Source organism: Streptomyces sp. DH12 (assembly GCF_020873895.1).
Taxonomy (GTDB): Bacteria; Actinomycetota; Actinomycetes; order Streptomycetales; family Streptomycetaceae; genus Streptomyces.
Genome location: NZ_JAHWGT010000001.1, coordinates 292,074 through 305,983, shown reverse-complemented (window position 1 = coordinate 305,983; position 13,910 = coordinate 292,074). Strand labels below are relative to the sequence as shown.

10 protein-coding genes are annotated in these 13,910 nt (G+C 73.6%); 5 read left to right on the top strand and 5 right to left on the bottom strand.

Going from position 1 to position 13,910, the window contains the following annotated elements; translation table 11 throughout:
• Positions 1–224 precede the first annotated feature (224 nt).
• A complete protein-coding gene (locus tag LPA54_RS01385) occupies positions 225–1,913 on the bottom strand; it encodes an alpha/beta hydrolase (protein WP_228973184.1) in 1,689 nt (562 codons plus the stop codon).
• A gap of 307 nt (positions 1,914–2,220) precedes the next feature.
• Here LPA54_RS01385 and LPA54_RS01380 point away from each other — a divergent pair, with 307 nt between their 5' ends.
• Positions 2,221–3,492, top strand: coding sequence for a phospholipase D-like domain-containing protein (locus LPA54_RS01380; RefSeq protein ID WP_228973183.1), 1,272 nt, complete (start codon positions 2,221–2,223; stop codon positions 3,490–3,492).
• A gap of 215 nt (positions 3,493–3,707) precedes the next feature.
• Entirely contained in the window at positions 3,708–4,133 is a 426-nt protein-coding gene (locus LPA54_RS01375; protein ID WP_228973182.1) for a hypothetical protein, read from the top strand.
• Positions 4,134–4,358: 225 nt separating this feature from the next.
• Here the strand turns inward: LPA54_RS01375 and LPA54_RS01370 are convergent, their stop codons facing one another.
• Together LPA54_RS01370 and LPA54_RS01365 are read right to left on the bottom strand one after the other, a co-directional pair.
• Positions 4,359–5,729, bottom strand: a complete 1,371-nt coding sequence (locus LPA54_RS01370; protein WP_228973181.1) for a hypothetical protein — start codon at positions 5,727–5,729, stop codon at positions 4,359–4,361.
• Between the two features lie 446 nt (positions 5,730–6,175).
• On the bottom strand, positions 6,176–6,544 hold the full coding sequence (locus LPA54_RS01365) for a hypothetical protein (protein WP_228973180.1): 369 nt from the start codon (positions 6,542–6,544) through the stop codon (positions 6,176–6,178).
• A 197-nt stretch (positions 6,545–6,741) separates the two neighbouring features.
• On the opposite strand from LPA54_RS01365, the gene LPA54_RS01360 reads away from it, so the two are divergent.
• The 3 genes from LPA54_RS01360 to LPA54_RS01350 all read left to right on the top strand — a co-directional run bounded on the left by LPA54_RS01360 (position 6,742) and on the right by LPA54_RS01350 (position 8,848).
• On the top strand, positions 6,742–7,041 hold the full coding sequence (locus tag LPA54_RS01360; RefSeq protein ID WP_228973179.1) for a YciI family protein: 300 nt from the start codon (positions 6,742–6,744) through the stop codon (positions 7,039–7,041).
• 83 nt (positions 7,042–7,124) lie between these two features.
• Positions 7,125–7,559 carry a hypothetical protein gene (locus LPA54_RS01355; RefSeq protein ID WP_228973178.1) on the top strand — a complete coding sequence of 145 codons (435 nt, stop codon included), beginning with the start codon at positions 7,125–7,127 and terminating at the stop codon, positions 7,557–7,559.
• A 248-nt stretch (positions 7,560–7,807) separates the two neighbouring features.
• Positions 7,808–8,848 (top strand): vWA domain-containing protein, encoded by a 1,041-nt coding sequence (locus LPA54_RS01350; protein WP_228973177.1) that lies wholly within the window; start codon positions 7,808–7,810, stop codon positions 8,846–8,848.
• Positions 8,849–8,986: 138 nt separating this feature from the next.
• Here the strand turns inward: LPA54_RS01350 and LPA54_RS01345 are convergent, their stop codons facing one another.
• Positions 8,987–12,142, bottom strand: coding sequence for an amidohydrolase family protein (locus tag LPA54_RS01345; protein ID WP_228973176.1), 3,156 nt, complete (start codon positions 12,140–12,142; stop codon positions 8,987–8,989).
• A gap of 449 nt (positions 12,143–12,591) precedes the next feature.
• Positions 12,592–13,866 (bottom strand): FAD-dependent monooxygenase, encoded by a 1,275-nt coding sequence (locus tag LPA54_RS01340; protein WP_228973175.1) that lies wholly within the window; start codon positions 13,864–13,866, stop codon positions 12,592–12,594.
• Between the last annotated feature and the right edge of the window lie 44 nt (positions 13,867–13,910).

The window sequence follows — 13,910 nt, the reverse complement described above, 5'->3', positions numbered from 1 at the left end:
TGCGTCGTCCACGGGGCCGGCCGGAGCTCTCCGCGGAGGTGGCGTGGGGCGACCGGCGGGGCGGTCGGGCACGGGCGGGGGCGGTCAGGGACGGTCGAGCCCGAGGCGTCGCCGGGTCTCCCGCGCCACGCCGGGGCGACGGCTCACGAGGCTGCGGGCCCCTTCCCAGGAGGGCCCCGCAGCCTCGTCGAGGAGTCAGGTGGCGGCGGGCCTCGCGGCCCGGCTCAGAAGCGGTCCGGGAGGCGCTGCGGGAGCGGGGAGCCGGGAAGCTCGTCCTGCTGCCGGTTCCTCCGTGCCTCCGCCTGTGATTCGGCCGTCGCCTCGCAGGTGACGTCCTTCGCCGGGAGCCTGCCGGTGAGCAGGTAGCCGTTGACCGTGTCGTCCGTACAGGCGTTGCCGCTGGGGTACACGCCGTGGCCTTCGCCGTTGAGGACGGTGAGCATCCTCGAACGCTTCAGGGTGGCGTGCAGGGCCTGGCCGCTGGGCAGCGGGGTCTGCGAGTCCCACTCGTTCTGGACGACGAGGGAGCCGACCCTGTTGGCCACCTCGGTCACCGGTTCCACGGACTTGCCCCAGAACGCGCAGGGCTTGATGCCGGACGCGAAGTCGCCGTAGAGCGGGTAGCGGGCCTTGTCCCTGATGGCGTCCCGCCGGTAGCTCTCGGGGTCGCGGGACCACGCGGCGGAGTTGTCGCCGCACACGACGGCCCAGAAGCTCGCCGTCATGTTGTCGGACGGCACCTCGTCGCCATCGGCCGCCGAGCGGGGGGCGGCGCCGGGGGCCGCGCCGGGGACGGCGTCCGCCTCCCCGGCCGCCCCGGCGTCCGTGAACGCCGCGAGCCGCTCCACGGAGGCGGGCTCGCCCGCCGCCGCCTTCTTCAGCTCCACGAGCGCCTCACTGGCGTACTCGGGACTGAAGACCGCCTGGCGCATCCCGCTGCGGATGTCGTCACCGGTCGTCGGCTGCCCGTCGACCTCGATGGGCTTCTCGTCGGCCTGCGCGACCAGGCTCCAGAAGGTCCGCTCGACCTCCTTCGCGGTGTCACCGAGGCCGTACTTCTCCGAACGCCCGGCGGCCCACCCGGTCCACCGGTCGAACGCGGGCTCGGCGCCCTCCGCCCACCACTGGATCATCCCTCGCCAGGCGCGCCCCGGATCGACCGCGCTGTCCAGCACGAACCGGTCGGCGCGGCCGGGGAAGAGCTGGGTGTAGACGGCGCCCAGGTAGGTGCCGTAGGAGTAGCCCACGTACGAGATCCGCCTCTCACCGAGGATCGCCCGGAGCAGGTCCATGTCGCGCGCGGTGTTGCGGGTGGTGATGTGCGGGAGCGTGGCGCCGGCCTTCTGCCGGCACTTGTCGGCGACGCCGCGCGCCCAGGCGACGTCCTGGCCGAACGTCTCCTTCTTGTACGGTCGCAGCCAGTTCTCCTCCTCGGGCTCCAAGCCGCAGGAGAGCGGGCTGCTCCGGCCCACACCGCGCGGGTCGAAGCCGATGAGGTCGTACCTCTGCCGTGCGGACGCGGGAAGACTATCCAGCATCCCCAGCGGCATGTGGAGACCCTGGCCGCCGGGGCCGCCGGGGTTGGAGAACAGCACACCGCGCCGCTTGTCGGGCGCGGTGCTCCTGATCCGGGATATGGCCAGATCGAGCCGCTTGCCCGTGGGGGCCCGGTAGTCCAGCGGGACCTTGACCGTGGCGCATTCGAACTCCGCCGGAGTGTCGGCGTGGCACCGCTTCCACCGGGGCTTCTGCTTCACGTACCGGTCGAGCGCGCCCTTGGCCGCGGACGGGGAGGCGGAGGCGGTCGACAGGGCGGCGGCCGGAGCGGCGGCAGCCGTCGAAGTGGCGAGCGCGGGGGCCAGTGTTGCCGTGACACTCACGGCCACCAGGGGCGCGAGACGTCGTCTGCGCACGATATCGATCCTTCCGGTCACATGTTCGGACAGGAAGGATCCTTCAGGAGCCGGCCCCCGGGCGGATCACTCGCTGGGCTGCACCTCCGGTCCACCTCGGGGATGACTCAACCCCTTGGTGTGGTCCTGGAGTTGTAGGGGCGGTCCGGCGGCTCGACCGGGCCCGTGCACACGGCGTTCCGGTTCTTCTGGGAAGATCCATTCCCTGTCGACTCGTCGACCTGTCGCGTGCCGACCGTCGGCCACGCGAGACGACACGTCAGGCCCGCTGCCGCGGCAGCGGGGCGTTCCGGGAGGGGACCAGAACATGCGCACCGCATTCCGCTGGAGGTCACGCAGGCTCGCTGCGGCCCTGAGCACGATCCTGCTGACCGCCGGGGTACACGTCGGCAGCACCGGGGAGGCGGCGGCGGCCGTGGCCGAGGGGCCGGTCTTCAACAGGCCGACCGGCACGTACGAGGAGCAGCACGCCATCCGGATCAAGCTGCTGACCTACATATCCACCGCGGCCCCCCAGTCGGACATCAAGGTGGCGCTGTACCACCTGTACGACGAGAAGGTGGCCCAGGCCCTGGCCGACGCCCACACCCAGCGCGGGGTGAACGTGCAGGTCATGCTCGACTCGACGAGCGTGATCCCCACGGACGGTTCGTACGACATCCTGCGGAGCGCCCTGGGCACGGACCGGACCAAGGCGTCCTTCGTGGGTCTGTGCCCGCCCAAGCGGTCCTGTCTGGGCAACCCCGACGCGCTGCCGAGCAACGGCCTGAACCACAACAAGTTCTGGCTCTTCTCCCAGGTGGACGGGGCATCCGACGTGGTGGTGCAGAGCTCGTCGAACATGTCGCCCTCGGCGTACACCCGCATGTGGAACGACGCCTTCGTGATCCCGTCCAACCCGGCCGTGTACGGCACGTACGAGAGCCACTTCGCCAAGCTCGTCGCCATGGACTGGCAGAAGTGGACGTACACCTCGGTCGCCCACTCCCCCTACAAGGCGTACTTCTTCCCCTACCCGGGATCGGGCAACACCCGGGACACCATCTGGAACACACTCGACAACGTGACCTGCAAGTGGACCGAGGGCACCACCACCCGCCAGACCAAGGTCCGCGTCGCCGTGCTGCGGCTGACCCGCCAGGGCGTCGCGGAGAAGCTGACGGCGCTGCGGAGGGCGGGCTGCTCCGTCGAGGTGCTCTACGCGGAGACCGACAGCGCCGCCGGCTCCGGGACCCCGGGCACGTGGGAGGCCCTGCACGCCTCCGGCGGCCCCACGCTGCGCTGCCACAACCACGACGAGGACGACAACCCCAAGACCACCAACTCGGTGATCCACTCCAAGTACCTGCTGATCGACGGCAAGTACGACGGCGCGGTCGACAAGCTGGTCTGGACCGGCAGCCACAACTACTCGGGCACGGCCCTGCGCGAGAACGACGAAGCGCTCCTCAAGATCGACGACTCCGCCCACCACGACGCGTACGTGGCGAACTTCAACGCGGCGAAGGCGGCGGCGGTTCCGGGCGCCGCGGACGACACCGACGCCTGCAAGGGCGTGAAGCCGGCCTCGGACGACTGAACGGGTCGGTCGGGACGACCCGGCCGCGAACGCTCGTGCCCGGCACCGGGGGTGCCGGGCACGAGGGCGGGGGTGCCGGGCACGCGCGGGGGTCCGCACCGCAGCGACCCCCGCGCCACCTCGCGGCCGTTGGGCATGGGCGCAATCCGTTCGCCGTTCGGGCCGGCTTCGGGCGAAGATGATCACTGCCCACCTCTTTGATCCGGAGAGACACAGTGAAGCGCCTACCCGTGCTCGTCCTCTGCCTGACGGTCGTCGCCGCCGGCACCTCGGCATGCGACGACTCCCGCGACAACCGGTCCGACAGCCCGGCCCCCGCGGCGACGGCCGCCGCGACCTCGCCGCCCCCGGCACCCCCGGCGATCTCCCCGGGCGGCTCCCCGGCACGCTCCTCCGAGGACCGCCCAGGACCGCGCCGGCTGACGGGGGTCCTCTCGGAGCTCTACCTCAAGACCGTCCGCACCCACTACCCGGACATGGCCGGCATCAGCGACGAGGCACTCCTCACCCACGGCAACGCCCTCTGCGCCGCCCAGGGCCCCGCGCTCGCCGACCAGGCGAAGAAGACGATGAAGGAACTCGGCACCACCTCTCGGCAGACCGCCCGGATCATGGGCAGCGCGCACGGGTACTGCCGCTGACACCGGCCCAGGCGTCCGGCGGAAGCCTCCGGGGCGGTCCTCCACAGCGATGTCGCCCCAGCGCTGTCAGCGTCGACGCTGCCGCAGGCCCCCGAACCGGTACGTGGTCCCCGCGCCGTCGGGCCGCGACCGGCGGCAGCACGGCCACCGGGACGCCTCCGTCGCGCCGCGGGGAGCGGCGCGACGGAGGCGCTGCCCCGGGGGCGGAGGAGCGGCCGCCTCGGGTCAGGGGGCGGTGACCTTGTAGGTGCTGTCGCCGGTGGCGAAGACGGGTCCGCCGAAGGCGAAGGTCGTCTTCAGCTCGGTGCCGACGGCGAGGCCGGCGTCGACCTTGACGGACGCCCAGACGGTCGCCTGGTCGCCGGAGGCGAGATTCAGGTCCACCTTGTCGCAGGTCAGGGTCGTCTTGTCGGCGGAGCGGGTGCAGTCGGCCGTGTGGGAGGCGCCGTTGGCCCACCAGCCGATCCGCGTCGAGGAGATCTTCGTGCCCGGCCCGGCGGTGACGACCACCCGTTCGGTGCCGATCGTGGTCTCGCCGGTGTTGAGCACCTTGACGGCCGGAGTGGCGAAACCCCCCGCGGTCACCTTGGTCCCGGCCCCGGCGGAGGTGACGGTGGCGGCGTGGGTCGACGGCAGGACGTGCGTGACCCGCCACAGGGTCCCCGTCGAGCGGTCGGCGATCAGGGCCGCGCCGGAGGGCTCGAAGTCGAGCGAGATGGGCTTGCCGAGTCCGGTCACCAGCAGCTCGGGGGCGACCGGGGCGGGCTTCGCCGGGTCCACGCGGTACAGGCTGCCGCCGTTGGCGTCGGTGACGTAGTAGAGGCGGCCCCCGGCGTCCTTGCGGAGTACCCAGTTGCTCTTGACACCGTCGGCGATCTTCGTCTTGCGGCCGGTCTCCAGCGACACCCGGTACAGGATGTCGGTGGACGTCTCGTTGACGTAGGCGTTGCCCCTGCCGTCCAGGGCGACCGCGGCCAGGCTGTGGTTCCCGACGAAGATCTCGGATGCCTTCCCCGTGGCGAGGTCGACCTCGAAGAGCGTCATGGAGCCCTGCTGGGTCACCACGTAGGCCTTGCCCTTGCCGTCCAGGGCGAGGTCGACGGGGTTGAGCAGGGTGGCGACCTCCGTCTTGCGGCCGGTTTCCAGGTCGATCCGCCACAGCTTGTCCGGACCGTAGTCGACCGAGTAGGCGGTGCGGTCGTCCGCCAGCCTGACGGCGTGACCGGCCTCGGTCGCGATGGGGTCCTTCTCCCGCGCCCCCGTCCGCGCGTTCACCCGGTGGAGACTGGCCTTCTGGGCCTCGTCGATGACGTACAGCCACTCCCCCGTGCTGTTCAGCGCCGCCCCGCGCGGCGAGCCCAGCTCCGTGGAGACGCGGCGGCAGGCCCCCGAGGGGCAGGTCAGCGGCGGGTCCGCCTCCGCCACCGCGGCGACCGGCGCCGCCGTCAGCGCCGGTGCGGCCAGGGCGGCCGACGCCGACGCGCCCGCCGCCCCGGCCAGCGTCGCGCCGAACAGCACGACCGCGGCGGCGCGGCGGCCCCGACGGGGAAGACGACCGTGCCGGAGGGCGGAGGTCGTGGGTGTGAACGACTGCATGACGTACTCCTCGTCCCGAGCCCGACGGCGGCGGACCGTTCCACCTCACCTCGCGGCGGGCCCCTACCCGGGTAGGTGCGCACCTGGGGCGTCCGGCAGCCGCGAGCCGGCACCGCGTACTCCACCCTGGCCGACGCCCCCGACACACGGGCCGGCCGCTCCCGCTCCCGGGCCCTGGGCTCCTGCCCCCTGCGCCTGCCCCTGCCCCCGCGAAAAAGGGGCCGTTTGACGGGAGTCAGCCCCTGTGAGCGAGCTCCGCCCGCACCGTGGGCCACTACCGTCAGGGGGTTGCGACATGCGTGTGCCCCGACACACGGTCGGTGCGTCGGGGCACGCGCCGTCACCCGAGCCCGATCAGCAGCCCGAGTCCGGCCTTCCACTCCGCCGGGGCGACCGGGGGAACGCAGGGCGGGGGCGGGGAAGCGGGTTGCCCGGTGGTCCGCCGGTCACAGGTCGGCGCACAGGGACCGGGCGGCCTTCAGGTCCTTCTGCACCTCGGGCTCGGAGAAGTCGGCGAAGCGGGCGTGCTGGTCCCGCACGCGACGCAAGGCCTCGGACAGCGGCTTGAACTCGCCGTCGCCGGCAGCCGCAGCGGTGGACAGCGCCACGGCGGCGGCGAGACGGTTGACGGCGACCTCTCCCTTGGCTCCCCGGGTGAGGACCTCCGACTCGTCGAAGCCCTCCAGCGCGTCGCAGGCGTGCCGGGCGTCACCGGCCGCGCCGCCGGCGGTGGACCCGTCGTCACCGCGGAGCGCCCAGGCGGCGCCCACCCCGACCGCGCCCAGGATGAGCCCCGCGACGAGGGCCACGGCCACGGCGGGAGGGAACCGACGGGCCGGTGCGGTGTGGGCGGGACTACCGGAAGAGACGCCGTCAGCGGGCGATGTCGAAGAAGGCATGCCAAAAGGATAGTGACCCGGCGCCCAGCCGCACCGGCGACGTCGACGTGGCGGGCGGACCGGGAAGCGGTCCGGTCGAAGCCGGCCCGGGCACTCCGGCTAGTCTGCTGATCATGTTTGTCATGGAGTTGACCTACACAGCCCCCATCGAGCGCGTCGAGGAACACCTCGAAGCGCACGTGGCTTGGCTGGGCACCCTGTACGAGGAGGGCGTCGTGGTCGCCTCCGGCCGGAAGGTCCCGCGTGACGGCGGCGTGATCCTCGCGGTGGGCGTCGACCGGGCGGGAGCCGAGCGGATCGCGGCGGCGGACCCCTTCACGGCGGCCGGGGTGTGCGAATACCGGATCACGGAGTTCATCGCGACGAAGACGGCGCCCGCCCTGGAGCGGTACCGGGAGCGGCTGCCGGCGTGACGGCCGGGAACCACCATCGAGCGCCTGAGGGGTGGCGGCGTCACGGGGCCGGGAGGAAGCGATCGAGGCGGGCGAGCCGGTCGGTGTGGCTGTGCGGGACGCTGGTGCTCGCGCTGGGCGGCTGCGGCGTCTTCGTGACCGACAAGACGCCCGAGCGCGTCAGGAACGGGGTCAACGAGCTGGATCTCACCGTCACGGGGCGGCCCTCGCCGGGCACCCTCTCCGTCACGGAGCGGATGCTGGCCCGGCTCAAGGCCCGCGATGCCGACGGCCTGGTCGGGCTCGCGGAGGAGGGCGCGACGAAGGACGACGCGAAGCGGTGGGTGAGCCGCTGGGGCGATGCCGCCCAGCGCCCCGCCGAGGCGGACTTCGGCATGGGTGAGAAGGACGCGTCCGTCGACATCCGCTTCACCGGCGAACCGTCCGCGCTGGCGGTGCTGCTGGTGCCCGAGGACGGGAAGGACCCCTACGACGACCGGTACGTCGTCGTCCTCCGCGAGCCGGCCTCGGCGGGGTAAGGGACTCGGGCCCCGAAGGACCGGCCGGGACACTCCGGCCGCGTCCTCGCGCGCCTGCGCGCCTGCGCCCCTGCGCCCCTGCGCCCCTGCGCCCCTGCGCCGAGCGTGTCCGGGCTTGTGCCGGGTGCCGGCCGCGACTCCCGCCGTACGGCATCCTCGTCGGCTCCGGGAGCCGAGGTCGATTGTCAGTGGTGGGTGAGACGGTAGGAGCATCCAGTCGGAAAGAGCCGGAAGTGGGGGAGCTTTTCATGTCCGGAGCCCAGAACTACATCAATCACGTCGCTCTCGTGTTGGACGCCAGTTCGTCCATGTCCCACCTGAGTCGCAAGGTCGTCGAGGTCGCGGACCAGCAGATCGCCTATCTCGCACGCCGGTCGCGGGAATTGGACCAGGAAACCCGCGTCACGGTGTACGTCTTCGCCGACAAGGTGCAGTGCGTCATCTACGACAAGGACGTGTTGCGGATGCCGTCGCTGAAGCAGCTGTACCGGGTCGGCGGAATGACGGCTCTGCTGGCGGCGGCACTGAAGTCGCAGCGTGAACTGGCGCAGACGGCCCAACTGTACGGCGACCACAGCTTCCTGACCTTCGTACTCACCGACGGGCAGGAGAACGCCAGTCACCGCAGCCCGGACGCGCCCAGCAGGAATCCGGGCGAACTGGTGACGTCGGTGGCCGAGATGATCGAGAACCAGAAGGTCAACTGGACGCTGGCCGTCCTGGTGCCGGACCAGATGGGCAAGCGCGAGGCCATGCAGTGCGGCTTCCCCAAGGACAACATCGCCATTTGGGACGCCACGAGCACCCAGGGACTCGAAGAGGCCGGGCAGGTCATCCAGCAGGCCACGGAGAAGTTCATGGTGGGCCGCACCCAGGGAATTCGAGGATCGCGGGCGGTTTTCTCCACGGGCGCTGACGCCGTCAACACCGACACCATCAAGGCCGCCGGTCTCGTCCCGGCCGATCCGTCGAAGTACCACCTGATCCCGGTGGCCCGCGCCGCCGCCATTCGCGACTGGGTCGTCGAATCGGGCCACACCTACCGCACCGGTGGTGCGTTCTACCAGTTGAGCAAGGCGGAGAACGTCCAGGCGCGCAAGCAGATCGCGGTGCTGGAGAAGAAGACCGACCGGGTGTACACGGGGCCCGAGGCCCGTTCCCTGCTCGGTCTGCCGGACGTGGAAGTCCGCATCAAGCCCGACCACAACGACGACTTCACGATATTCGTGCAGAGCACCAGCGTGAACCGGAAGCTCGTGCCGAACACGCAGCTCCTGCTCATGCTGTGACGCGCCCCGCGAACCCCGCCGTTCCACGGGCGCCGGACCGCCCCGTGGCCCCCCCGACCGCGCCGGCTCGACGGGCGCGGGCGCGGGCGGGCGGCGTGGCCGGGGCCGGCCGGGGGCCGGGGGCCCGGGCCTTGGGGGTCAGTCGCCGGGGTGGCAGCAGGCTCCGCTCCGCAGGGTCCCGGCGACGTCGAGCCAGGTGGTGCCCGAGGGGGCCTCGTGGGGTGTCGGGGCGTGCGCGCGCGTGAGGGCGACGGGGTCATGGGGAGCGCCGCCGAGCAGCACCAGGGTGGTGTCGACCAGCGTGGTGAAGTCGGTGAACGGGTCACCGTCGATGACGGTGAGGTCGGCGATCTTGCCCGGTTCGACGGTGCCGAGGTCCTCCTGCAGGCCGAACAGCCGGGCCGGGGCGGTGGTGGCGCTGTGCAGGGCCTGCTCGGCGGTGAAACCGTGGCTGCGCAGGGCGCGCAGGGCCAGGTGCAGCGAGAGGCCGGCGGGGACGAGCGGCGCGTCGGTGCCCAGGACGAGTCGGGCGCCGTTCGCGGCGAGCAGGCGGTAGTCGGCCATCTCGGTCGCCAGGTCCCGCAGTTGGCGGTCGGTGGCCGGGGTGGCGGCGCGTTCGCGGACCGCGGCGACGTCCCACGGCGGCATCAGGGCCCGCACGCGGGGGTCGTCGGCCAGGGCGGGGTCCCCGGCGAGGAGGTACTGCGCGGTGAAGGGGGTGATGATCAGGGCGTAGGTGCCGTCGGCGTACTGTTCGACGAGGTCCTGGCGGACGTGGCCGAGGGGCGTGGTGGCATGCCCGTACGGCAGGCGCTGGGTGGCCTGGAGGTGGGTGGTCAGATCCTGGCCGGCGGCTCGGCCCGGTGCGCACAGATGGCTGCCGCAGGGCACGCCGAGCCGGTGTGCGGCATCGGCGGCACGGGCCATGAAGTCGCCCGGCGCCCGTACGTAGGTCTTGACGAAGTCGACGTCCAGCGCGGTGGCTCGGCTGAGGGTGCGCTCCAGGCCGGCGCGGGTGCGGTGGGCGCGGCCCTTGCTGTACGCGGTGCGGGAGCCGTCGATCAGCTCCGCCGACGCCAGCAGGCGCGGGCCGGTGCTGTGCCCGGAGGCGAGCGACTCGCGCAACCGGACGGCCTCGTACAGCGGAGCGCCGAGGCAGGCGGTGGTGGTGATGCCGTAGGCGAGGGTGGTGAGGTTCTGCCGGGCTCCGTAGGTGGCGGTGTACGGGTGGGTGTGGCCGTCGATCAGTCCGGGGATGACGGTTCGGCGTGAGGCGTCGATCGTGCGGTGGCCCGCGCGGCGGGTCCGGTGCGGTTCGACTGCGGTGATGCGCCCGCCCTCGATCAGGATGTCGATGTCGCGGCGGGGCCGGGCGCCGGTGGCGTCCCACAGCCGGCCCGCGTGGACGCGCAGCCGTTCCGGCCGGGGCGAGCGGCGCCGTACGGTCAGCGGGACGTGCAGGGTGCGGGTGCGGCCTCCCGTCGGGCCGCCGTCGAGGGACAGCAGTCGCAGGCGGCCGTTGGAGAGGTAGAGCAGGAGGTCGGTGTCGCGGGCCCAGCTGGGGTGGTCGGCGGGTTCGTCGGTGAGCCGGCGGGCGGGGCCCGTCGGGGTGCCGTCGGGGGTGACGGGGAGGAGCCACAGGGCCGACTCGGCGACCAGCGCCAGGTGGCGGCCGTCGGGTGACCACACGGGGCCCGCGGCCGCCCGGTCGGAGAGCGACTGGTGCGGCGCGGGCAGGTGGCGGCGGTCGGCGCCGGTGCGGGTGTCGACGACACGGATGAGGTGGTAGCCCTCGCGGAAGCGGTGGTTGAGGCGGTTGCGGTCGCAGAAGGCGATGTACCGGCCGTCGGGTGACCAGGTGGGTGCGCCGGGCGGCCCGTCGGTGGCGAGCGGGCGGACCAGTACGCGTTCGGTTCCGGTGGCGAGGTCGCGCAGCAGGAGGTTGCCGGTGACGTCCTGGCAGGCGAGGACGGAGCCGTCCGGGGACAGCGCCGGGTGCAGCCGGCCGCCGTCCGTGACGGCCTCGTCGCGTCCGCTGTGCAGGTGCAGGCGCCGTACGGCCGTCAGTCCGTCCCGGTCGGTGCAGTACAGCAGGCTGCGTCCGTCCGGCGCCCAGGCGGGCATCTGCACCTGGTGGCCGGGGGCGGCCTGGACGAGCCGGCGGGGCGTGCCGTCGACGGGCATCCGCCACAGGGCGTTCAGCGCCGCGAACGCCACGTCGCGTCCGTCCGGGGAGAGCGCGGGCAGGTGGATGCCGCGCACCGGGGCGGGTTCTGCCGCGTCCTGGTTCCGCCGTGCGGGGCGTCGGCGGGGAGCGGGCACGGACATCCGCGCGTCGAACGCCACCTCACGCACGGACGGCGCCGGGGTGAGCGTGCGGATGCGGATGCGGCCGTCGGCCACGTACAGGAGCCGGTCCTCCCCCAGCCAGCACGGCGGGGCGGCGGCCAGGTCCTCGTCGGCGGCCACCACCCGGCCGTCGACCATCAGCAGGGCCTGCGCGGCCGGGAAGGAGGGCGAGTCCCCGGTGCCGGTCAGGTGCAGGTAGGCGACCCGGCCGCCGGGAGAGACGGACGGGCACAGCAACCGGCCGGAGGTCACGGTGCGTACGGTGCGGGCGGCCCGGCCGCTCGTCGCCGGCACGCGGACCAGGGTTCGGCCGCCGTCCGTGCCGCCGCCCGGGGTGTGCGCGGCCCGTACGCACACCAGTGACTGCCCGTCGGGCCACCAGGCCGGGTCGTAGTCCTCGAAGGCGCCGCCGGTCACCCGGGTGGGCCGGGCGCCGTCCACGTCGAGGACGTGCAGGCCGAAGGAGCCGCCGGCCACCGGGTCGCCGCCGCGTTCGGAGGAGAAGGCGAGGCGGGTGCCGTCGGGTGACCAGGCGGCGCCGCGGTCGTCCCACGGGCCGGTGGTGAGCTGCCGCAGGTCGGTGCCGTCGGTGCGCATGGTCCACAGGTGGAAGGCGCCACCGCGGTACGCGGAGAGGGCCACCGCGCCGCCGGTGGGTGACAGTGCGGGGCGGGTGGCCTCAAGGTCCCAGGCCGTCAGCTGCGTGGCGGCGCCGCCTCCGCGGGGGACGCGCCAGAGGACGCCCTGGGCCTCGGCGATCAGTACGTCGCCGTGGGCGGAGCCGGTGACCGACCCGCCGGTGATCTCCCGATAGCGCAGGAGGCGTGCCTCGTCGGAGTGGCCACCGGTATCCGCCGCGTGGGCGGTGACGGGGACGGCGGAGACCGCCAACCCGGCGGCGGAGGTCTGCAGGAAAGCGCGGCGGCTGACGTGACCGGATTCCACGGAGTGGTCCTTTCGTGGCGCAGGGGACGCGGGCGGGACGGCATCAAAGGTGACAGATCGTCAGCCTCCCCGGGTGGACTCGTGGCCGCCCGAGGCCCCCGTACGGGGAGGGGCGTCAGCCGAAAGGGCACAGCGCGCGGCAGGCCCGCGTCCCTCGGGGGCGGGACGGAGCAGGCGAGGGAGCCGGCTGTTCGGGACCGGCCGGTGGAGGTCGACGCCGAGCCGGTGCCTCGCCGTTGTGGAGTGGTGGGGAGGAGCGGTGCGGCCTGTTCGCGCGCCGCCGGGCTGTTCCTCGTCGGCGCGGCAGGGGTCGTCCTGCCTGCCGGAGAACCGCGTCGAGCGGACCGTGTCCCCGTGCCACCGTCACGCGGTGGAAGGCCCGTGCGCGCGCCGCGTCCCGGGCAGGCCGTACGTCGGCGTGCCCGGGACGCCCGGTCGGCGTCGGCCGTTCAGTGCCGCAGCCGGGTCGCAGCGGCGAGGAGCGGGGTGGTCAGGGCGGTGGCGGCGGCGCCGAGAGCGGTGTCGGTGGCCAGGATCAAGCGGACCGTCCGCATCGCCAGGGTGAGGGCTTCGCCGCCGCGCCGGCGCATGCCCGCCTCGAACCGGGCGACGGCCGCGGTGAGCGTGGTGGCGCCCGCGGCGGCGTCGCTCAGGTGCGCGACCAGGTCGGCGGCGTCGCGGATGGCGGCGCCGGCTCCCATGCCGGCGGTGGGGGGTGTCGCGTGGACGGCGTCGCCGAGCGCGGTGATCGTGCCCGCGGGCCAGGGCGCGAGGTCGCTCGCGCGGGTCGAGGCGGCGTTGAAGCGGTAGGCGGCCACGCTGTGCGGGTCGGCGCGGGCGATCACTTCGAGCGTCCGACCGGCCCAGCCCCGCTCCCGGAACCGGCTCAGCAGCGCCGCCCCCAACGCGCCCTCGCGCAAGGGGCGCAGGGCGTCCGTGGCGGTGGACTCGGGGAACATCGCGCCCCATATGTAGGTGGGTCCCGTGGTGACGGACATCCGCAGTTCGGGGGCGTCGAGGGCGGGCTTGCCGACCGGGTCGAGGAAGCCGATGTACAGCGCCGCGCCTCGGGGGCCGACCACCAGCCCGGAGCGCGGCCCCAGCCGCCGGCGCTCCCCGGGGCTCAGGTCCTCGACGAGGGTGCGGCCGGAGAAGCCGATGAGGCCCGCCGGCCTGTTGGTCGGGCCTCCGGCGAGATGCCGGGCGACCACGGAGTGGGCACCGTCCGCGCCCACCACCAGATCCGCCGCCACCGGTGCGGCGTCGGCGAACAGCACGCGCGGCGTGCCGTCGGGACCCCGCTCGACACCGGACACGGGCCGTCCCAGGTGCAGGTCCCCGCCGACGGCCTCGGCCAGCAGGACGCGCAGAGTGACCCGGTCGACGTCCACGCCGGCGCTGCCGCCGAGGTCCGGCCCGTGGCCGAGCAGCCGGCCGCGGCGGTCCCACAGCGCGTCGCGGTCGCGCAGCCGCAGCGCCGAGGCCGATGCCAGCAGCCTCCGCTCGAAGTCCGGCGGCACCAGCTCCCGCAGCGCCGACCGGGCCCGCCCGTCCAGGGTGATGTGGTAGCCGCCCGTCGCCGCCACATCGGTGTCGCGGTCGAACACCGACACCTCGAACCCGCGGCGGCGCAGTCCCGCCCCCAGCGCGAGCCCCCCGATCCCGCCGCCGACCACGACCACACGCATGCCCGTACGCCCTTCACCAGCGCTGTTCGTCCTCATGGGCCTCACGGTGGCACCGGTGGTGGACACGGGGCGGCCGGTAC